We start from the raw sequence: 22,996 nt of genomic DNA, 5'->3' as shown, positions 1-22,996 counted from the left end.
GCCATCGCGAGCAAGCTCGCTCCCACAGGGGTTATGCGATAGCCGGGCGGCGCTCCAGTAGCTGTTCGAGGTCGTCTAGCAATTCGTCGCCGCGTAGCAACTCGTAGTGCCCGCCGACCAGCAAGCGGTCGACGCCGTGATGGCCGACCTGGGCCTCGAACACCCGGCGTTCATCCTCGCGTCCGGCCACCCACCAGCGATGGGCCGACACCTGTACCTTCGGCAGTTGCCGTTGGGCCAGGGCCAGTTGCTTGAGCGACGAGCCGGTGGCGAAGATCTGCGTCAGTTCACTGGCGCCCAACGCCGCGTGGCCATTGCCGCCGTGCATGGCCGCCTCGATCACCGCGGCGGCGCCTTCGCGTTCGTTCAGGCCTGCGGCTTTCGAGGCAATCAATGCCTGTGCTTCTACAGACGGTTGACCGAGGACAAACTTCAGGAAGTCCGCCAAATCTTCGCGCCAGTTCCCCGCCTCGGCCGTACCCGCCACATAACTGTCGACCAGCCCGGCAAACGCCACCGTCTGCCCTTGCGATTCCAGTTCATGGGCAACCAGTTGCGTCAACGCGCCACCCAGTGACCAACCGAGCAGGTAGTACGGGCCTTCAGGCTGCTGCGTACGAATCCGCTGCGCGTAGGCCTGGGCCATGGCCAGCAGCGACTGGTCCTGCCATTGCGGGTCGAGCAGCATCCGGCATTGCAGGCCGTACACCGTGCGCCGGCCTTCGAGGCGACGGGCCAGTGGCTCGTAGTCAAACACTGTGCCGAAACCGGCGTGCAGGCAGAACAGCGCCGGCACTTTGGTGACCCGGCCATTCAACGCCAGCAGCGGGTCCGGCGCTTGCGCCGGTTCTGCGGCCTGATAGCCGCTGAGTTCGGCAATGCAGGGTTTCTGCATCAAGTCGCGCAGTTTCAGTTCGAAGCCCAGCTGTGGTTGGCTGCGCACCCGCGAGATAACTTTGAGCACCTGCAATGAGTCGCCGCCGAGCTCAAAGAAGTTGTCGTCGATACCCACTTGCGGCACGCCCAATACCTCCTGCCAGATCGTCGCCAGTGCGCTTTCCAGGGCGTTGCGTGGCGCGCGGTAACCGCCCAGCGCCCATTCCGGCACAGGCAGTGCGCGACGGTCGAGCTTGCCGTTTGCCGACAGCGGGAAGCGCTGCAGCACCAGGATCCGCGCCGGTACCATGTAGTCCGGCATCTGTGCCTGTAGATCAGCCTTCAAGCGGCGGTCCAGCCCGGTAGCAGCGGCGGCCACCACATAGCCGACCAACTGTTTGCCGGTCGGCGTGTCGTGCACCACCACGGCGGCATCCTGCACCCCGGCGCAGTCACGCAGACGGGCTTCGATCTCGCCCAGTTCGATGCGGAAGCCGCGGATCTTCACCTGCTGGTCGAGCCGGCCGAGGTAGTCGATCAACCCGCACTCGCGCTGGCGCACCAGGTCGCCGGTGCGGTACATGCGACCACCGGCCTCGAACGGATCGGCAATGAAACGCTCGGCGCTCATGCCCGGCCGTTGGTGATAACCGCGCGCCAGGCACTCGCCGCCCAGGTACAACTCGCCGCTGACACCCACCGGCAACGGATTGAGGTCGGCGTCGAGAATGTACAGGCCACGGCCCGCCACACCACGGCCAATCGGCGCATAGGCCGCCTCGCAGGTTTCGCTGTCTTGCGCACGCCACAGCAACGGCGTGACTACGGTTTCGGTCGGGCCATAGCCGTTGACCAGGCGCTGCGGGCGCAAGGCGCGCTTGACCTGTTCGAAGCTGGCATCCGGCACCGCATCACCGCCAAAGCAGTACACCTCGACCGCCGGCGGATTGCCCAGGCGCTCGGCCACTTCGGCCATCTGTTGCAGGTACGCCGGCGGGAAGCAGGCGACGGTGACGCTGTGGCGATGCAGCACCTCGAGGGTGTGTTCCGGGGTCCACAGGTTGTCTTCGCGGATCACCAGACTGCCGCCGGCCAACAGCACGCTCAGCCAGCGCTCCTGGGCGCCGTCGAAGGCGAATGACATGAAGTGCAGTTCGCGGCTGCGGGGAGCCAGTTCGTAGAGGTCGATGATGCCGCGGCAATGCCGGGCAATCGGTCCACGTTCCACTGCCACGCCCTTGGGCTGGCCGGTGGAGCCGGAGGTGTAGATCAGGTACGCCAGGTGTCCCGGCAGCGGCTCGATAACCGGGCACTCGGCGCTGCCAGCAACGCTCAGTTGGTCGAGCAACAGGCGTGGCGGGCTGTCGGCCAGGGTCAGGCGATCACCCAGGTCGCTGTCGCACAGCAAAAGGCTGGCGGCGGAATCGCTGAGCATGTAGGCCAGGCGCTCGGCCGGGTAGGACAGGTCCAGCGGCAGATACGCCGCACCGGCCTTGAGCACGGCGAGGAACGCGACGATGGTGCGTTCCGAACGGGGCAAGGCCACCGCGACCATGCTTTCCGGGCCAACGCCCAGGCCGATCAATTGCTGCGCCAGCGCATTGGCCTGGGCTTCCAGATCGGCATAACTGAGTTCGCGATCCTCGCAGATCAAGGCGATTTTCTGCGGTTGAATAAGCACATGCTGATTGAAGCTGTGCAGCAGATCGGTGTTGTCGCTGCAGGCTTGCGGCAAACTCAGGCGCGCTGGCGGCAGGCCGATGTTACCGAGCAGGCAGTCGGCATCCTCCGGCAACGCCTGCAGCAAACCTTCCATCTGCGCGCGAATCCGCTGCACCTCCTGTTCACTGAAGCGATCGCGCAGGTACAGGTATTCGACCTCCAGGCCTTGGTCGTTGGCGCTGACCATCAAGTCCATCGGGAAGTTGGTGACGCCGCCGCTGCCGACTTCGGCGAAGCGCAACTCACCTTCCTCGCCCCCTTTCAAGGCACGGTCCACCGGATGGTTTTCAAACACGATGATGCTGTCGAACAAGCCCTGGCCACCCTGCCCGGCCCAGCGCTGCACGTCGGACAATGGCGTGTGTTCGTAGTCGCGTACGGCCAGGTTGTAGTCCTGCAAGTCGCGCAGCCACTCGCCCAGCGTCTGTTGTGGGTCGAGGGTCTGGATCACCGGCAAGGTGTTGATGAACAGGCCGAGCATGTCCTGGGCACCGGCCAGCCCCGTCGGCCGCCCCGCCACCGTGGCCCCGAACGCCACGCTGCGCTGGCCGCTGTGACGTTGCAGCAGCAACAGCCAGGCGCCTTGGACCAGTGTGTTCAACGTCACCCGTTGACGCTTGGCGAAGCTGTGCAACTTGCGGGTCGCCTCGGCGTCGAGGTCGCTGTACATCACGCCGTGGCCTGCGCCTTCTGCGCCCGATGCCGTGGCCAGGATGGTCGGTGCTTCCAGCGACGCCAGGCGCTCACGCCAGAAACTTTCGGCTTGCGCCTCGTCCTGGCGTTGCAGCCAGGCGATGTAGTCGGCGTACCGTCCGGTCTGTGCCGGCAGGCTGTCGTGGTGATACAGGCGCAGCATCTCGCCCAGCAGGCGCGAGGCACTCCAGCCATCGAGCAGCAGGTGATGGTAGATCCAGATCATCTGGTACCGTTCTTCACCCAGGCGCACCAGGACAAAGCGCATCAGCGGCGGGCAGCTCAGGTCGAAACCCTTGGCCTGTTCAGCGGCCGCCAGTTCGCTCAGCGCTTGGTCGGTGTCCGTGCGGTCGCGCCAGTCGAGCTCCTCGATCGGCAACTCGATGCTGGCAAATACCGCTTGCAGCGGGTCGGCCAGGCCATCGCGCCAACGGAACGCGGCGCGCAGCACTTCATGACGCTTGATCAAGGCTTGCCACGCCGCGCGGAATCGCGGCACCTGCAAACCGTCCACCGCCACGCTCAACTGGTTGACGTAGGGGTTGAGCTGCGGTGATTCGAGGCAATGGAACAGCATGCCCTGCTGCATCGGCGACAGCGGATACAGGTCTTGCAGACCCTCGCGAGCGGACAGATCGATGTGTGGCACCAGCGCAAAAGCCTCAACCTTCGGCGCTTCGACCAACGCGGCTTCACGGCTGCTCGCCACGGCCGCGAGGGCGCGAATGGTCTGCTGCTCGAACAACTGCTTGGGACTGAACACCAGCCCGCGCTGCCCGGCACGGCTTACCGCTTGCAGCGAGATGATCGAGTCACCGCCCAGCTCGAAGAAGTTCTCGGTGACGCCCACCGAATCCAGGCCGAGCAAGTCCTGCCAGATATCCACCAGCAGCGCTTCGGCAGGCGACGCGGCGGCCACCTGATCCTGACTCTGCCGAGTCGCTTCAGGCGCTGGCAAACCCTGGCGATCGAGCTTGCCATTCGGTGTCAGCGGCAACGCAGCCAGGCACATCAAATGCGCCGGCAGCATGTGCGCCGGCAAGCGGCTGCGCAGGTGCGACGTCAATGCGTCACGCAGATCCTGCTCGTCAGCGAGCGGATCGCGCGGCACCACGTAGCCCACCAGTTGACGGCTCACCGGACCTTCGCGATCAATCACAAAGGCTTCACGCACGACTTCATGTTCGAGCAGGCAGGCTTCGATTTCGCCGAGTTCGATACGGAAGCCGCGAATCTTCACTTGCTGGTCGATACGGCCGAGGTATTCGACAACGCCATCGGCACGGAACCGGGCGAGGTCGCCACTGCGGTACAGACGCGCCCCCGGCACGAACGGATCGGGCACGAAGCGTTCGGCAGTCAGGTCAGGACGCTGGTGATACCCACGGGCAACGCCCTCGCCGCCCAGGTACAACTCACCCGCCACGCCAACCGGCAACGGCTGCAAGCCGCCGTCGAGGATGTAGGCACTGCGGTTGCCCACCGGCCGACCGATCGGCATGAACGCCGAGTCGAATTCGGTATCCGGATAGGCCAGCCAAATCAGCGGCGTGATCACCGTTTCGGTCGGGCCATAACCGTTGATCATGCGCTTGGGTTGCAGGACTTGCTGCACCTCGTCGAACGCATGCTTGGCCATCCCTTCACCGCACGGGGTGTAGGAGCGGATCGGCAGGTCACGCCCGGCTTCGCCCATGAAATCGGCGATCTGCCCCAGGTAGGTCGGGGTGAAACAGGCAATGGTGATGCCGTGCTTTTCGATCTCGGCGCAGGTGCGCTCCACGCTCCACAACTCGTCATCGCGCGGCATCACCGCCGAACCGAACACCAGGGGCGTCAGCCAGCGCTCATGGGCGCCGTCGAAACTGATCGAGGCAAATTGCAGTTCGCGGTCGTCCGGGGTCATGCCATACAACTCGCCGATCTTCACGCAGTGCATGGCCAGCGGGCCGTGGGCCACGCTGACGCCTTTGGGCCGGCCGGTGGAGCCCGAGGTATAGATGAGGTAAGCGAGGTTTTCACCACAGGTCAGATTGACCGGGTTGCTTTCGGCCATGCCTTCCAGCGCTTCGCGGTCGATTTCCAGCACCGGCAAGCCTTCGGGCAGTGGCAGTTTTTCCCGCAACCAGGATTGGCTGACCAGCAGGGAAATGCCGCTGTCTTGCATCAGGTAGCGCAGGCGTTCCGCGGGGTAGGCCGGGTCCAGCGGCACGTAGGCGCCGCCGGCCTTGAGGATCGCCAGCAGGCCGATGATCATTTCTGGCGAACGTTGCATGGCCAGGCCGACCCCCATTTCCGGGCCGATGCCCAATGCGCGCAGGCGATGGGCCAACTGGTTGGCGCGGCGGTTGAGTTGGTCGAAGCTCAGTTCCAGGTCGTTGAAGATCAGCGCCGTGGCGTCAGGTCGGATCACGGCCTGGGCCTCGATCAGTTGATGCACACACAGCGGGGTTTCTTCCGCGCTGAACGGTGGGTTCCACTCCAGCAGTTGCTGGGTTCGTTCCGTGGCGGTCAGCAGGTCCAGCTCGCTCAAAGCCGCCTGTGGTGCAGCCACCATCGCCGTCAACAACGCGGCCAGGTGCTCGCTCATGCGCACAATCGCCTCGCGGCTGAAGTGGCTGCACTGGTAACTCCAGTTGATGCTGAGTTGGTTTTCCGCGGTGGCCGCCAGGGTCAGCGGGAAGTTGGTGCGCTCGTGGTTTTGTGGAATCGAGAAACTCAAGCCAGCCGGTGCGCCCTGCTGCAAGGCTTCGGCGACCGGGAAGTTTTCGAACACCAGCAAGCTGTCGAACAGCGGCTCGCCGGCACGTCCGGCCCAACGCTGAATGTCGCCCAGCGCGGTGAACTCGTGCTCGCGCAGTTCCAGGTTTTGCGCCTGCAAACGCGTCAGCCATTGCTCGACACTTTCGATGGCGTCCGGACTGCTGATCACCGGCAGGGTGTTGATGAACAGGCCGAGCTGGCTTTCGGCCCCCGGCAAATCCACCGGACGCCCCGCCACCGTGGCGCCGAACGCCACGCTGCGTTGCCCGCTGTAGCGTTGCAGCAACAGTGCCCAGGCACCTTGCACCAAGGTGTTGAGGGTGACTTTGTGCTGACGGGAAAAGTCGCTGAAGCGCTGGCTGGTGGCGACGTCGAAGGTCTGGCGGTGATCGGCAAATGCCGTGTCCGCCAGGTTGTTGTGGGTGAGGCTTTCAGCCAACAGGGTCGGGTTGTCGAGTGCCGCCAGTTGCTCGCGCCAGAACACCTCGTCAACCTCGGCATCCTGGCGTTGCAGCCAGCCGATGTAATCGGCGAATCGCCCGGTGGGTGCGGGTACATCCTGCCCGGCATAACGCTGCAGGACTTCACTGAGCAGCAGCGAATTGCTCCAGCCATCGAGCAGCAAGTGATGGTGGGTGTAGATCAGTTGCTGACGCTCGTCGTCCAGGCGCACCAGGGTCAGGCGCATCAGTGGTGCGCGGGTCGAATCGAGTTGCAGGCGTTCGCTGTCGATCAGGTGCGCCAGCGCATCGGCCTGATTCTCGCGACCACGCCAGTCGAGGCAGGTCATCGGCAGTTGCAGATGACGATGCACCAGTTGCACCGGTGCCTCGAAACCTTCGGGGAAGTGGAAGCTGCTGCGCAGGATCGCGTGGCTGTCGAGCACGGCTTGCCAGGCGCGGCCCAAACGATCGGTATCGAGGCCACGGGCTTCGACGCTGAGTTGGTTCACGTAGGCGCCAGACTCGGATTCATACAGGCTGTGGAACAACAGACCCGCCTGCATCGGCGACAGCGGGTAGACATCCTCGATCTGCGCAGGCGGCACTGGCAGGCCATCGAGTTGTGGCTGGCTCAAGCGCGCCAGCGGGAAATCCGCCGGGGTCACGCCGCCGGCGCCGTCGCTCAGGCAGTGCTCGATCAGCGCCAACAGTTCATTGCGGAAATCGGCGGCGAGGGTTTGGATTTCACCAAGCTCGAAGCATTCGCGGCTGAAGGTCCAGTCGAGTTTCAGTTCACCGCCATAGACCTGACCGTCCACCGACAGCCAGTTCGGCAACGGCGCATCCGCCGACTGCGCGGCGCCGCTTGATTCACGTGCTGGCGTGAACAGCGCGTCCTCGGCAAAGCTCTGGTCGAACTGACCGAGGTAGTTGAAGGTCACCCGCGCTTGCGGCAATGCGGCCAGGGTCGCTTGCGCCGCTGCATCGCCCAGGTAGCGCAACAGGCCGTAGCCCAGGCCTTTGCCAGGGATTTCCCGCAGTTGCTGCTTGATCGCCTTGATCGAGCCGCCGAGGTCGGCCGTCGGCGTCAGGCGCACCGGGAACAGGCTGGAGAACCAGCCAACGGTGCGGGTCAGGTCGATGTCGTCGAACAGCTCTTCGCGACCGTGGCCTTCGAGCTGGATCAGCGCCGATTCGCTGTCGGTCCAGCGGCTGAGGCTGCGGGCCAGTGCGGTGAGCAACAAGTCGTTGACCTGGGTGCGGTAGATCGCCGGGGCCTGTTGCAGCAGCTGGCGGGTTTGTTCGCGGTCCAGTCCGATACTGACACCTTGGCGCAAATGCCCGGCCTGATTGGCTTGTGCATTGGCCGCCGGCAACGAATCGCTGGCACCGTGCAGATGACTCTGCCACCAGCTCAACTCATTCATGGCCGTTTCGGACTTCGCATAAGCATCGAGCTTGTCCGCCCAGGCCTGGAAGGCACTGGTCTTGGGCGGCAGGTCCTGGCCTTGATACGCGGCCTGCAAATCTTCCAGCAGCACGCGCCAGGACACCCCGTCCACCGCCAGGTGGTGAATGACCAAAAGCAAACGTTGCGAACCATCGGCCTGGGCGATCAGCGCCACGCGCAGCAGCGGCCCGTCTTGCAGGCTGAGGCTGCGCTGGGCTTCGTCGCACACCGATTCGAGCGACGCATCGCTGGCGACGCGGGCGGTCCAGAGCATGTCGATGACATCGGCACTGTCGGCGCCGACATAACGCGCCGACCATTGGCCGTCGACCTGGCTGAAACGCAAGCGCAGGGCATCGTGTTGCTTGAGCACACGTTGCAGGGCACCTTGCAGGCGCGGCAGTTCGAGGGTTTCGCGCGGCGTCAGCAATACCGCCTGGTTCCAGTGGCCGCGCTGCGGGATCGCTTGCTCGAAGAACCAGCGCTGGATCGGCGTGAGTATCTGCACGCCGTCCACCGGCCCTTGTTGCGCCAAGGGCGCTGCCTGTTCTTTCACCACCGCGGCCAGCGCTTGCAGGGTCTGCTGCTGGAACAGGTCGCGCGGTTGCAGGCTCAGGCCGGCACGGCGGGCGCGGCTGACCACCTGGATCGAAATGATCGAGTCGCCGCCCAGTTCAAAGAAGTTGTCCTGGCGTCCGACCTGCTCCAGGCCCAGCACGTCCTGCCAGATCTGCGCCAGCACGCGCTCGTGTTCGCTGCGTGGCGCTTCGAACGTGCGCTGGCTGACCTGCGCGGTCGGTGCCGGCAGGCGCTTGCGGTCGAGTTTGCCGTTGGGGCTCAGGGGCATGTGCTCGATCAGCACGGTCTGCGCCGGCACCATGTAGTCCGGCAGGCTGCCGAGCAGATGACTTTTCAGGGTTTCGCGCCAGGCGCCTTGCTGCTGCGCATCGGCGTGGAGCAAAGCGCGATCCTGCGGCACGATGTACGCCACCAATTGTTTGCCGCTCGGGCCGTCGAGGGCCAGCACCACGGCTTCCTGCACGCCGGCATGTTCTTGCAGGCGCGCTTCGATTTCCCCCAGTTCGATACGCAGGCCACGAATCTTCACCTGGTGGTCGATGCGTCCGCAGTAGTCGATGGCGCCATCGGCGCGGTAGCGCGCCAGGTCACCGGTGCGGTACAGACGCTCGCCGCTGCCAAACGGGTCGACCACGAAACGCTCGGCGGTCAGCGCGCCACGACGGTGATACCCACGGGCCAGGCCGATGCCACCCAGGTACAGTTCGCCCACAGCGCCCTGCGGCATGGGTTGCAGTTCGCCGTCGAGGATAAAGGTGCGCAGGTTGGCGATCGGCCGGCCGATCGGCACGCTGTCGCGACCCTCTTCCACACAGGTCCAGTGGGTCACGTCGATGGCCGCTTCGGTCGGGCCATACAAGTTGTACAGATGGGCTTGCGGGAGGCTGCGCAAGGTCTGGCGTTGCAACTCCATCGGCAGCGCCTCGCCACTGCAGATGATGCGGGTCAGCGAGGTGCAGGCCAGCGCCTCCTCGGCAGCGATGAAAGCCGAGAGCATCGACGGCACGAAGTGCAGCGTGGTGACTGCCTGCTCGACGATCAGTGCAGCGAGGCGTTGCGGATCGCGATGCTCGCCCGGGGCGGCGATGACCAGCGTGGCGCCTTTGATCAATGGCCAGAAAAACTCCCACACCGACACGTCGAAACTGAACGGCGTCTTTTGCAGCACGCGGTCGCTCGGCAGAAGGCTGTAGGCCTGCTGCATCCACTCAAGGCGGTTATGCAAGGCTACATGACGGTTGCCCGCGCCTTTCGGTTTTCCGGTGGAGCCGGAGGTGTAGATCATGTAGGCAAGGTTTTCGCCGACAGCCAGGTTGGGCAGATCCTCGCCCGGCAGGTCGCTCAGCCATTCGGCGCGCGCTTGCAGGCACAAGGTGCGCACGCTGTCCGGCGTTGGCAGTTGCGCCAGCAGGTGCTCCTGGGTCAACAGCAGGGAAATACCGCTGTCCTCGATCATGTAGCTCAGGCGATCGAGCGGATATTCCGGGTCCAGCGGCACGTAGGCACCGCCGGACTTGAGGATCGCCAGCAGGCCGACGACCATTTCCAGCGAACGGTCGCAGGCGATCCCCACGATCACTTCCGGGCCGACACCCTGGGCGCGCAAATGGTGGGCCAGGCGGTTGGCGCGCAGGTTCAGTTCGGCGTAGCTCAGGGACTGGCCCTGGAACACCAGCGCCGTCGCCTGTGGATTTTCCATCACCCGCGCTTCGAAATGCCGCTGTATGCAGACTTCACCCGGATAGGCTTGAGCGGTGTCGTTGAGGTCGTCGAGGATGCGCAGGTGCTCGTCGGCATCGAGCAACGGCAATTCGGCCAGCGGGGCTTGCGGGTTCGCCAGCACCCCGGCGAGCAGGTTGCGCCAATGCCGGGCCAGGTGCTCGATGCGTTCGGCGTCGAACAGGTCGGTGGCGTAGGTCAGGCTGGCGAACAGCCCGTCGCCCTCTTCCTGGGTGTCCAGTTGCAGGTCGAACTGGGTGGTGTGCGCCGTGGCGTTCAGCGCCTCGACACGAAGGCCGGCCAGCAAGCCGCTGACCGCTGCGGGTTTGGCCTGCTGGTGGTTGAACATCACCTGGAACAACGGGCTGTGACTCAGGCTGCGTTCGCCTTGCAGCGCCTGCACCAGGCGCTCGAACGGCAGGTCCTGATAGTCCTGGGCATCGAGCGCAAAGGCGCGGGTCTGTTCGAGCAACTGGGTGAACGGCAGCCGGCCATCGAGTTCGGCGCGCATCACCTGGGTGTTGACGAAGAAGCCGATCAGGCCACGGGTCTCGGCGCGGTTGCGGTTGCCGATGGGCACGCCGATGCGCAGGTCGGACTGGCCGCTGTAGCGATAGAGCAGCGCCTGGAAACTCGCCAGCAACAGCATGAACGGGGTGACGCCGCGCTGTTTGGCCAGGCTCATGAGGCCGCGGGCCAATGTTGAGTCGAGGGCGAAATCCAGGCGCGCGCCTTGCTGGCTCGGTTGCGCCGGGCGTGGACGGTCGGTGGGCAATTCCAGCAGCGGTTGTTCGCTGCCGAGCTTTTCACGCCACCAGTCCAGTTGGCGCTCCAGCTCCCCCGCTTCCATCCAGCGACGCTGCCAGGCGGCATAATCCGAATACTGAATCGGCAACGCTTCAAGCTCAGCGCTCTGGCCCTGGCAATAGGCCGCGTAGAGCCTTGAAAACTCCTCGACCAACACCCCCATCGACCAGCCATCGGTGACGATGTGATGCAGGGTCAGCACCAGCACATGATCATCAAGGTCTAGCTGCAACAGGCTGACGCGCAACAGCGGGCCGTGTTGCAGATCGAACGACCGGGCAATCTGCGCTTCGACTTTTTTCATTGCCGATTCAATCCGTAGCGTCTCGGGTTCGGCGCGCAGATCGTGCTGGTCGATGGGCAGCGTGTTGATGCTCGCCAGGGCTTGCATCACCTGGCCGTCATCCTCGACAAAACGGCTACGCAGGCTCTGATGTCGCTCCAGCAGCACGTCGAAACTCTGTTGCAGCGCCGCAAGATTCAGTGGCCCCTGCAGGCGCAGGGCCGCGGGAATGTTGTAGGCGCTGCTTTGCGGGTCGAGCTGCCAGAGGAACCATTGACGCTGCTGCGCATAGGACAATTCGAAAGTCGCTTGCGGCGTGGTGGCGGGCGGGATCGGCAGTTGGCCGAAGCTCACGCCCTGCTCCTGCATTTTTGCCAGAAACTCACGGCGCTTGTCGGCCGGCAGGCCAGCGAAGCGAGAGGCGATACGCGAGGCAGTGCTGTGTTCCATCAGTTGATCTCCATCTCGTCCAGAAGCGACTCAAGCGCATCCAGACGTGCATCGTTGTCAGTCGGGACTTTTTCCCCGGCCATGGCGGCATAAGCCTGCAGGTCGTTGCTTTCGAACAGCGCGCGCAGCGGCAGCTCGATGCCCAGTTCCAGTTCCACGCGGGCACTGGCCTGGGCGGCGAGCAGCGAATGCCCGCCCAATTCAAAGAAATTGTCACGCCGGCCGATCCGGGCCACGCCCAGCACCTGGGCCCAGATAGCGGCCAGTTGCTGTTCCAGCTCGCCTTCGGGGGCTTCGAACGGACGCTGCCAGTCCTGGGCATCCGGCAGCGGCAAGGCCTTGCGGTCGAGCTTGCCGTTGCTGGTCAGCGGCAAGGCATCGAGCAACAACCAGTGGCTGGGCACCATGTAGTCCGGCAGGTCGACCTTCAGCGCGGCGCGCAGGTTATCGCGCCAGGCGATCGGATCGTTCGGGAGGTGTTCGGCGACGACGTAGGCGCACAGCTGCGGGCCGCCGTCGTCGACATGCACGCTGATCACCGCCTGACGCACGCCCGGTTGCGCCAGCACGGCCGCTTCGATCTCGCCCAGTTCGATGCGGAACCCGCGGATCTTCACTTGCTGGTCGATCCGCCCCAGGTAGTCGATGCTGCCGTCGGCCCGCTGGCGCGCCAGGTCGCCGCTGCGATACAGGCGCTGCGAGGCGTCGAACGGACTCGGCACAAAACGCTCGGCGGTCAGGCCGCTACGCCCGTGGTAACCCCGCGCCAGGCCGGCGCCGGCGATGTACAGCTCCCCCGCCACACCCACCGGCACCGGTTGCAACTGGCTGTCGAGCAAGTACCAGCGCAGGTCGCGGATCGGCAGGCCGATCGGGCTTTGCGCCTTGCCGTCGAGGTCGGCCAGGCGGATCGCGCGGTAGGTCACGTGCACCGTGGTTTCGGTGATGCCGTACATGTTCACCAGGGTCGGTTGCCGGTCGCCGAAGCGCTCGAACCACGGGCGCAGGCTGGCCACTTCCAGTGCTTCGCCACCGAAGATCACCTGGCGCAACGCCAGGCTGCGCGGGTTGGCGCAGGCGATCGGCAGCAACTGGCGGAACGCGGTCGGGGTCTGGTTCAACACCGTCACCCCTTCATCGCAGAGCAAGCGGTGGAACTCCTGCGGCTCGCGACTGATGTAATACGGCACGATCACCAGGCGCCCGCCGGTGCACAGCGAACCGAACAGCTCCCACACCGAGAAATCGAAGGCGTAGGAGTGGAACAGGGTCCAGACATCATCCGCGCCGAAACTGAATTCGCCAGCGGTGGCCGTGAGCAAGCGCCCGACGTTGCCATGGCTGAGCAAGGCGCCCTTGGGTCGGCCGGTGGAGCCGGAGGTGTAGATCACGTACGCGAGGTTGTCCGGGGTCGCCAACGGCTCCAGGTTGTCGGCGCTGTAGGGGTCCAGCTGCAAGGCCGCCAGGTCCAGGACCTGCACGCCTTCGCGGGCGGGCAAGCCGTCGATCAGGTGAGCCTGGGTCAACAGCAAGCCAATGCCGCTGTCATCGATCATGTAGCTCAGGCGCTCGGCCGGGTATTGCGGGTCCAGCGGCACGTAGGCGCCACCGGCCTTGAGAATCGCCAGCAAGCCGACCACCAGCGGCATCGCCCGCTCGGTGGCGATACCCACGCGCACTTCGGGGCCCACACCCTGCTCGCGCAGTTTGCGCGCCAGGCGGTTGGCCTGGGCGTTGAGCGCGGCGTAGCTCAGTTGCTCGCCTTCATAGGTCAGTGCGATGGCGTCCGGCCGTTGCGCGGCTTGGGCTTCGAACAACTGGTGCAAGGTTGGCGATTGCGCTTGTGCCTCGAAAGTCGGATTCCAGTGCTGGATCAACCCGTCGTATTGCGGCGCTTGCAGCAACGGCAGTTCAGCCACGCGCTGCTGTGGATCCGCGACCACTGCGCGCAACAGGTTCAGCCACTGTTCGGCAAAGCGCTGCATCGAGGCCTCGTCGTACAGATCGCTGGCGTAGCTCAGGCTGGCGTCCAGTTCATCGCCCTGCTCCTGGGTATCGAGCACCAGATCGAATTGCGCGGTGTGCTGCTGCCAGTGCAGGCGCTCGACCTGCAAATCGGCCACCGCGCGCTCGACACTGGCGCCCAGTTTTTGCTGATGGTTGTAGAGCACCTGGAACAACGGGCTGTGATTGAGGCTGCGGTCCGGTTGCAAGGCATCGACCAGTTGCTCGAACGGCAAGTCCTGATGGGCTTGCGCGGCCAATGCCTTTTGCTTGACCTGTTGCAGCAGCGCGCTGAACGGTTGCTGCCCGTCGATCTCGGCACGCAGCACCTGGGTATTGATGAAGAAGCCGATCAGGCCTTCGGTTTCCAAACGCGAACGGCCGGCACTCGGCACGCCGACGCTGATGCCCGACTGCCCGCTCTGGCGGTGCAGCAGGGTCTGGAAACTCGCCAGCAACAGCATGAACAGCGTCACTTGCTGCTCCTGCGCACGCTCACGCAAACCGGCCAACAGGTGGCGATCGACGTTCAACGTCAGGCTGGCGCCACGCTCGCTACGGCGGGCCGGACGGGTCAGTTCGCTCGGCAACTCCAGTGGCGCCTGGCTGCCCGCCAGTTGCTCGCGCCACCACGCCAGTTGCCGCGCGCCCTCGCCGGCTTCCAGCCAGTCGCGTTGCCAACGGGCGTAGTCGCTGTAAACCACCGGCAGTGCCGACAGGTTGGCACCACGCCCCTCAACGGCAGCCTGATACAGCGCGCTGAACTCATCGACCATCACCTGCATCGACCAGCCATCGGCGGCGATGTGGTGCACGGTGAGTACCAGCACATGGTCGTCGGCGCTGACTTGCAGCAGCAAACAGCGCCACAGCGGGCCGTTGCGCAGATCGAAAGGTTGGGCGATTTCTGCGGCCACCGCACTGTTGATCGCCGACGCATTGATGGGCTGTTCGTTGAACTGCAACGGCAGTTCGACATGCACCACCGGGCGTGCCTGCTGACCATCCTGTTCGAAGGTGGTGCGCAGGGTTTCGTGGCGCAGCTGCAACTGGGCGAAGGTTTTGCGCAGGGCGTCGCGGTTCAGCGGGCCTTTGAGGCGTAGCGCCGCCGGGATGTTGTAGGCCGCGCTGTGCGGGTCCAGTTGCCAGAGAATCCATTGGCGTTGCTGGGCGTAGGACAGCAGGCGTGGCTGATCGTCCGCTGCGCGTTGCAGCGTCGGTTGGCCGCTGAGGCTCGCTTGCGCAGCGCGCTCGGCGAACTCCACCAGATTCGCCGCCGAGAACAGGCTGCTCACCGACAGCTCAAGTTGCAAATGCTGACGTACTCGGGAGATCACTTGCAGCACCAGCAGCGAATGACCGCCTAGCTCGAAGAAGTTGTCGTCGCGACCCACCTGCTCGACCTGCAACACCGCCTGCCAGATCTGCGCCAGTTGCGTTTCCAGACCTTCGGCGGGCGCTACGAAGGCACGTTGTACATCGCCCGCTTCAACCCGTGGCAAAGCCTTGCGGTCGAGCTTGCCATTGTTGTTGAGCGGTAACCTGTCCAGCAGGACCATGTGGTTGGGTACCATGTAGTCCGGCAACGACCGCTGCAGGCCGGCTTTGAGACCTTCCAGGTATTCAGCCTGCGCAACCACCGCGCTGCTGGCCACGACGTAGGCCACCAATTGGGTGCCGTCCTGGGCGATGACGGCGGCTTCGCGCACCTCGTCCCGAGCCTGCAGGCAGGCTTCGATTTCGCCCATCTCGATGCGCAAACCGCGAATCTTCACTTGATGGTCGATACGCCCGACGTATTCCAGATCGCCGTTACCGTTGTAGCGCGCCAGGTCGCCGCTGCGGTACAGCCGCGCGCCCGGTTCACGGGCGAAGGGGTCCGGCAGGAAACGTTCGGCGGTCAGCGCCGGACGGTCGAAATAGCTTTGCGCCAGGCAGGCCGGCGCGCCGATGCACAATTCGCCGACGCCCTCGGCCGGCAGTAGCTGACCGGCCGCATCCAGCACGTACAGCGCACGGCCAGAAATGGCGCGACCGATTGGAACGCCGAAGGCATCGCTGGCATCGGCCAATTGGCAGTCATGCACGCTGGACACCACGGTCGCTTCGGTCGGCCCGTAGGTGTTGAGCAGGCGCACGTGACTCAAGCCGGCCTGATGCCACAGGCGCAGGCCTTCCACTGACATCGCTTCGCCGCCGACGTGTACCTGGCGCAAATCGCCGAGGTTTTGCACTACACCGCTGGCGCATTCACGGGCTAGCAGGAACCAGTAAGCGGCCGGCAAGTCGGCCACCGTCACGCCCTGCTCGACGATTTCGGCGGCTAGTCGGCCGGCGTCCCACAGGTCTTCGCCGCGCATGATCAAGGTTGCGCCGACGCACAACGCCGGGAAGCATTGTTCGACGAAGCCGTCGAAGCTGAAGGTGGCGAATTGCAAGACGCGATCGGCTGGGGACAATGTTGAGTAGTCGGCGGCGGTCTGGCAGAACTCGCGCAGGGCGGCGTGGGTGATGGCGACGCCTTTGGGTTGGCCGGTGGAGCCGGAGGTGTAGATGATGTAGGCCAGATCATCGGCGACAGGTAGACCGCCTTCGCGAGCAAGCTTCGCTCCTACAGGGGTTGTGCTGTCGTCGAGATTCAGGCGTCGTACGCTTGAAACGCCGTCGAGCAGGCCGGTTTCGTGCAGCAGCACGTCGAGGCGGCTGTCTTCGATCATGTAGGCCAGGCGTTCGGTTGGGTATTTCGGGTCGAGGGGTACGTAAGCTGCGCCGCTTTTCAGTACCGCCAGCAGGCTGACGATCAGTTGCGGACCGCGGCGTACGGCCAGGCCGACACGCTTGCCGGGGCCGGCGCCGTTGTCGATCAAGCGCCGTGCCAGGTGGTTGGCTTGTGCATTGAGTTGGCCGTAGCTCAGGCTGTGACCGTCCACCTGCAATGCCAGTGCATCGGGCGTGGCAGCGGCTTGCGCGGCGATCTGTTCGTGGGCCAAAAGTGTTGTGGATAACTCAACCGCAGGCGGCTGGCTGATCGCGAGCAGCGCGTTTTTGTCCTCGACATCGAGCAGTTCCAGCGAGCCCAAAGCCGCCTCCGGCGATGCCACCAGTTGCGTCAGCAGGTGCTGCAAATTGGCTGACAACTGTGCGACCTGAGCCGCGCTGAACCGCGCCGCGTCATAACTGAACTCCAACCCCAGGCCTTCGCCCAATTCAATGCCCAACGTCAACGGATAGTGGGTGCGCTCGTGGTTGTGCAGGTTGTCGAACGACAATCCGGCCGGTGCGCCCTGCTTCAGCGCTTGGGCCACCGGGAAGTTTTCGAACACCAGCAGGCTGTCGAACAGTGCCGAACCCTGCTGCCCCGCCCAACCCTGGATGTCGTACAGCGGCACATGCTCGAATTCGCGCATGGCCAGGTTCAGGCCTTGCAATTGGCCCAGCCACTGGCTGACGGTCTGGTCCGGTTTCATCGCGCACACCAGCGGCAGAGTGTTGATGAACAAGCCCAGCTGTTGTTCGATCCCCGATAACGGCGCCGAACGTCCGGCCACGGTGGTGCCGAACACCACGCCATCCTGGCCGGTGTAGCGATGCAGCAACAGACTCCACGCCGCTTGCAGCACCGTGTTGAGGGTGACTTTCTGCTGCCGGGCGAATTCGGCCAGTCGCTGGGTGGCGCGGCTGTCGAGGCTGACGCGATGCTCTTCGTTACCTGTCTCGCCTACCGGAGGACGCAAGGCTTCGGCCAGCAAGGTCGGTGCTTGCAGCGGTGCCAATGCGGCTTTCCAGAACTTTTCACCAGCCGGCACCGATTGCTGCTGCAACCAACCCAGGTAGTCGCGGTATTGACCCGCTGGCGCTGGCAGCGGCTGGCCGGCGGCGTAGTGCTGGATCACTTCGGCCAACAACTGTGCGTTGCTCCAGCCGTCCATCAAGATGTGGTGGCTGGTATAGATCAGGTGCCTGGCGTCAGCGCCGCTACGCACCAGTTTCAGGCGAAACAACGGCGCCATGCCCAACTCGAAACCTTGTGCGCGCTCAGCGTCGGCCAATGCATCGGTGTCAGTCGCTTCAAGCACTTGGAGCGGCAACGCGACCTGACGGGCAATCGCCTGATGTGCGGTATCGAGGCCTTGCCAGTGGAAGCTGCTGCGCAGGATGTCATGACGCTCGACCGCGGCTTGCCAGGAACGGGTAAACCGCTCGGTGTCCAACCCGCCGATGTCCAGGCGCAACTGGCTGATGTAGGCGCCGACCTCTGGCTCGTACAGCGTGTGGAACAGCATGCCCTGTTGCATTGGCGACAGCGGGTACAGGTCTTCGAGATTGGCAACGGCGAGCGGCAGCCCGTCCAGTTGTGTCTGATCGATGCGTGCCAGCGGGAAGTCCGACGGCGTGGCTTGCGGTGCTTCAAGGGCGCAGCAATGTTCGATCAGCGCGATCAGTTCCTGGGCGTAATCGTCGGCCAGGCGCTGGACGGTCGCGGTGTCGAACATCTCACGGCTGAAGCCCCAGCTCAGGGACAACTCGCCGCCGTAGACCTGGCCTTCCACCACCAGCCAGTTGCCCAGCGGTGCCGACGGGTCTTGTGCGATGCCGTTGCCTTCAGTGGACGGGGTGAACAACGCACCGTCGTCGAACTGACGATCGAACTGCCCCAGGTAGTTGAAGGTGATGCGCGGTTGCGGCAACGCCGCCAATTCGGCGCGGGTCGGTGCGCTGCCCAGGTAGCGCAGCGCGCCGTAGCCCAGGCCTTTGTCCGGGACGTTGCGCAGTTGTTCCTTGATGGTTTTGATCGAGGCGCCGAGATCGGCAGCAGGTTTCAGGTTGACCGGGAACAAGCTGGTGAACCAACCCACAGTACGCGTCAGGTCGACGTCATCGAACAGGTCTTCGCGGCCATGGCCTTCGAGCTGAATCAGCGTACTGCCCTGGCCGCTCCAGCGGCCAACGGCGCGGGCCAGTGCGGTCAGCAGCAGGTCGTTGACCTGGGTGCGATAGGCCGCCGGGGCCTGTTGCAACAGCCTGCGGGTTTGTTCGGTATCGAGCTTGAGTTCGAGTTTGTGTTCGAAGCGGTTTTCCAGTGCGCCGTGCGGGCGTTCGCACGGCAGGTCGACTGGCGCCTCTTGCAATTGCGCCTGCCAGTGGCCGAGGCTGAGTTCGAAGGCTGGAAGGTGATCCTGCAAACGTGCGACCCAGCGCTGGTAGCTGCTGGTTTTTGCCGGTGCCGCAGCGCCGTTGTAGAACTGCTGGAGATCTTCCAGCAGCACGCGCCAGGACACACCGTCCACCGCCAGATGGTGAACCACCAGCAGCAAACGCTGGCCGCCGTCAGCCATCGAAACCAGCAGTGCGCGCAGCAACGGGCCGTTGTGCAGGTCGAGACTGCGCTGGGCTTGATCGCACAAGGCGTTCAGCGCGTCGACCGATTGCGCCTGGCGCTGCCACAGCACCGAGTCGGTGGTCGCCGCGGCATAGGCCTGCTGCCAGCCGCTATCTGTCTGTTGATAACGCAGGCGCAGGCTGTCGTGATGGGTCAGCAAATGTTCCAGGGCACGATCGAGCGCCTCGATGTTCAGCGGTTCGCGCGGTACCAGCAACAGCGACTGGTTCCAGTGCTGACGCGCAGGGATAGCCTGTTCGAAGAACCATTGTTGTACCGGCGCCAGCGCCACCGCGCCGCTGGCTGGGCCTTGGTCGATCAGTTGTTGCTCGCCACTGCGCGCCGCCTGGGCCAGGCTGCGGATGGTCTGGTGCTGGAACAGGTCCTTGGGACTGAGCACGATCCCGGCCTGCCGGGCGCGGCTGACCACTTGCATCGAGACGATGGAGTCGCCGCCCAGTTCGAAGAAGTTGTCTTCCAGGCCGACGTTGTCGATGGCCAGTACGTCTTGCCAGATCACTGCGAGGGATTTTTCCAGCGCACTGCGTGGCGCCACGTGTTCGCGTTGTTGCTGGCTGCCATCCACCGCCGGCAGTGCCTTGCGGTCGAGCTTGCCGTTGGGGGTCAGCGGCAGTTGCTCGAGGAACAGCAGGAACGCCGGGACCATGTAGTCCGGCAGGTGCTGACGCAAGGCCACTTTCAGGGATTCACGCAGGGTCGCCTGCGCGCCGATGTCATCCAGCAACGCCGCATCACTTGGCACGATGTAAGCCACCAGATGCTGACCGTTGATACCGTCCTGGGCCAGCACCGCCAGTTCGCGCACCACCTCCTGCTGCAACAGCCGCGCTTCGATTTCACCCAGCTCGATGCGCAAGCCACGGACCTTGACCTGATGGTCGATACGGCCAACGTACTGCAGGGTGCCGTCGGCCTGATAACGGGTCAGGTCACCGGTGCGGTACAGGCGCTCACCGGTGCTGGAAAACGGGTTGGGTACGTACCTTTGCGCGGTCAGGCCTGGCCGTGCCAGGTAACCACGGGTGATGCCTGCACCACTGAGGTACAGCTCGGCGGATACACCTTGTGGCACCGCTTGCAGATCCGCATCCAGCAGATAGCTGGCAGTGTGCTTGAGCGGGCGGCCGATATTGGCGCGGCCACCGGCCTCGCGGCGGGTCCAGGTAGAATAGGTGGTGTCTTCCGAAGGGCCGTAAAGATCGTAGACGTGCTCGACGCTCGGCTGCTGGTACAGCGCCTCCACCAGGCTCTGTTTCAACGGCTCACCGGCGAGGTTGATGATACGCACGCTCGGCGGGATCTGCCCGTCGCGCTGCAGCGCGTTGATGGCCGAGGGCACGGTGTTGATCAAGCGCACTTGATCCCGGGCTGGCAGCTGCGGCAACTCCAGGGCGTTGCGGGCAATGATCAGCGATCCGCCGTTGGCCAGGGTGACGAACAGCTCCCACACCGACAGGTCGAAGCACACTGACGTCGACGCCAGCACGCCTTGAATGTCGTCGCGACTGTACACCGCCTGCGACCAGTCGATCAGCGCCAGCACGTTGCGATGGGCAATCGCCACGCCCTTGGGCTTGCCGGTGGAGCCGGAGGTGTAGATGACGTAGGCCAGGTTGTCCGGCGTGACGCCGGTGACCGGGGCGCTGATGGGGTAAGCCGCCAACGAGAGGCTGTCCAGCAGCAACACTTGGGTATCGCTCGCCACGCTCAGGGTCCTGGCCACTTCCTCTTCGGTGAGCAGCACCAGGGCACGGCTGTCTTCGACCATGTAGGCCACGCGTTCGGCGGGGTAATCCGGGTCCAGCGGCACGTAGGCACCCCCGGCCTTGAGCACCGCCAGCAAGGCCACCAGCAGGTGCTCGGAACGCTGCATGGCCACGCCGACCCGTACCTCCGGGCCGACGCCGAGTTCGATCAGCTTGTGCGCCAGGCGATTGGCTTGCTGGTCGAGTTCCTTGTAGGTCAGTTGCTTGTTTGCGAAGGTCACGGCCAATGCATCAGGGCTTGCAGTCACTTGCTCGCTGATCAGCTGATGAATGCACAGATCCTGGGCGAAGCGGTCATCAGCACGGTTCCAGTCGTGGACGATGCGTTGGTATTCGGCCTGCTCCAGCAGCGGCAAATCACTGATGCGCTGTTGCGGATCACTGACCATGCCTTGCAGCAAGCGCGTCCAGTGCTGCGCCATGCGCGCGATGGTCGCGGCGTCGAACAGGTCGTTGGCGTAGGTCAGCGCGGCGTGCAGCTTGCCGCCTTTTTCGTAAGTGTCCAGGGTCAGGTCGAACTGGGTGGTGCGCCCCTGCCACTCGATCATGCCCAGTGCCAGGCCGGACGCCGTGGTCACCGTGGAAATGTCCGCGACCTGGGGCTGATGGTTGTACATCACCTGGAACAACGGCGTATGGCTGAGGCTGCGCTCCAGTTTCAGCGCTTCGACCAGGCGCTCGAATGGCAGGTCCTGGTGAGCCTGGGCGCCGAGTGCGGTTTCCTTGATGCGACGCAGCAGGTCGTCGACCCGGGTCTGGCCGTCCAGTTGCGTGCGCAGCACCTGGGTGTTGACGAAGAAGCCGATCAGGCCTTCGATCTCGGCACGGTTGCGGTTGGCGATCGGTACGCCGACGCGGATGTCGGTCTGCCCGGTGTAGCGATGCAGCAGCACATTGAAAGCGCCGAGCAGTAGCATGAACAGGGTGATGTTGTGTTTCTGCGCGGTGGCCCGCAGTTGCTCGGCCAGTTGTCCGTCGACGGCGAACTCGTAACGGGTACCGCGATAGCTCGGCATCGCCGGGCGCGGGTGATCGGTGGGCAGCTCCAGCACCGGGTGCTCGTCGCCCAATTGCGCCTGCCAATAGTCGAGCTGACGCGCCTGTTCGCCCGCTTCCAGCCAGCGGCGTTGCCACAGGGCGTAGTCGCTGTACTGGATCGGCAAGGCTGCCAGTTGCGGTTGCGCGCCGGCATCGAAGGCATCGTAGCAGCGGATGAATTCGTCGATCAGCACGTTCATCGACCAGCCGTCGGACACGATGTGGTGCAGGGTCAGCAGCAGGACGTGTTCCTGTTCGGCGAGCTTGAGCAAGGTCACGCGCAGCAACGGGCCAGTGCCCAGGTCGAACGGCAGCACCGATTGGCGCTCGGCGGCTTCGGCCACGGCCTGCTCGCGGTCGGTGGCCAGGGCGCTGAAATCCACCTGTTCGATCAGCAGCGGCGCCGTGGCCGGCACTTGCAGCAAGCTGTCGTCGGCCTGCGCGGCGAACACCGTGCGCAAGGTTTCGTGGCGCGCCACCAGGCTGGCGAATGCCTGTTCCAGCGCTGGCAGGTTCAGGCGACCGGTCAGGCGCACCGCACCGGGCAAGTTATAGGCGCCGCTTTGCGGGTCCAGTTGCCAGAGAAACCACATGCGTTGCTGGGCGTACGACAGCGCCTGGCGATCCTCGGCCGCAACCCCTGCAGGAATCGGAAACCGGGCGAAATCCACGCCCTCCTTGTGCAAGGCCGCAAGGAACATCTGGCGCTTTTCCAGGGGCAACCCGATAAACCGGCGAGCAAGTTTCAAGGAGTCTTCAGCATTCATTTCTGGGTATCCGGATCAGTGGCGGGAAGCACAAAGGCACGTCGTCCCTATAAAACGAATGCAGACCGGAAAAATTAGCGAATGAGAAGAACTATCAGAAAGGAATTGGAACGCGGAAATGCAGGCCGATGAAAAACACTGTGGGAGCGGGCTTGCCCGCGATGGCGGCGGCACATTCAACGTATAGCTGACTGACAGACCGCTATCGCGGGCAAGCCCACTCCCACAGGGATTG

Annotated in this window: 2 protein-coding genes; both read right to left on the bottom strand. The window is 64.4% G+C overall.

The genetic code is table 11. The annotated features are described in order from the left end of the window. Window positions 1–31: 31 nt before the first annotated feature. Window positions 32–11,785: a non-ribosomal peptide synthase/polyketide synthase gene (locus tag ACIO0C_RS04020; RefSeq protein WP_401308137.1), complete on the bottom strand. Its 11,754-nt coding sequence runs from the start codon at window positions 11,783–11,785 to the stop codon at window positions 32–34. Beyond that, window positions 11,785–22,761 carry an amino acid adenylation domain-containing protein gene (locus ACIO0C_RS04015; RefSeq protein ID WP_401308134.1) on the bottom strand — a complete coding sequence of 3,659 codons (10,977 nt, stop codon included), beginning with the start codon at window positions 22,759–22,761 and terminating at the stop codon, window positions 11,785–11,787. Before ACIO0C_RS04015 ends, ACIO0C_RS04020 begins: the two co-directional genes overlap by 1 nt. Window positions 22,762–22,996 lie beyond the last annotated feature (235 nt).

Origin of the sequence: Pseudomonas sp. NPDC087336 (genome assembly GCF_044744285.1) — a bacterium.
Taxonomy (GTDB): domain Bacteria; phylum Pseudomonadota; class Gammaproteobacteria; order Pseudomonadales; family Pseudomonadaceae; genus Aquipseudomonas.
The sequence above is the reverse complement of the archived record's forward strand: the minus strand, read 5'-3'. Positions and strand labels throughout refer to the sequence as shown.

Excerpts from the sequence above, each read along its gene's own strand:
- ACIO0C_RS04020 (WP_401308137.1), bottom strand. The coding sequence starts at position 11,785 with ATGGAACACAGCACTGCCTCGCGTATCGCCTCTCGCTTCGCTGGCCTG.
- ACIO0C_RS04015 (WP_401308134.1), bottom strand. The coding sequence starts at position 22,761 with ATGAATGCTGAAGACTCCTTGAAACTTGCTCGCCGGTTTATCGGGTTG.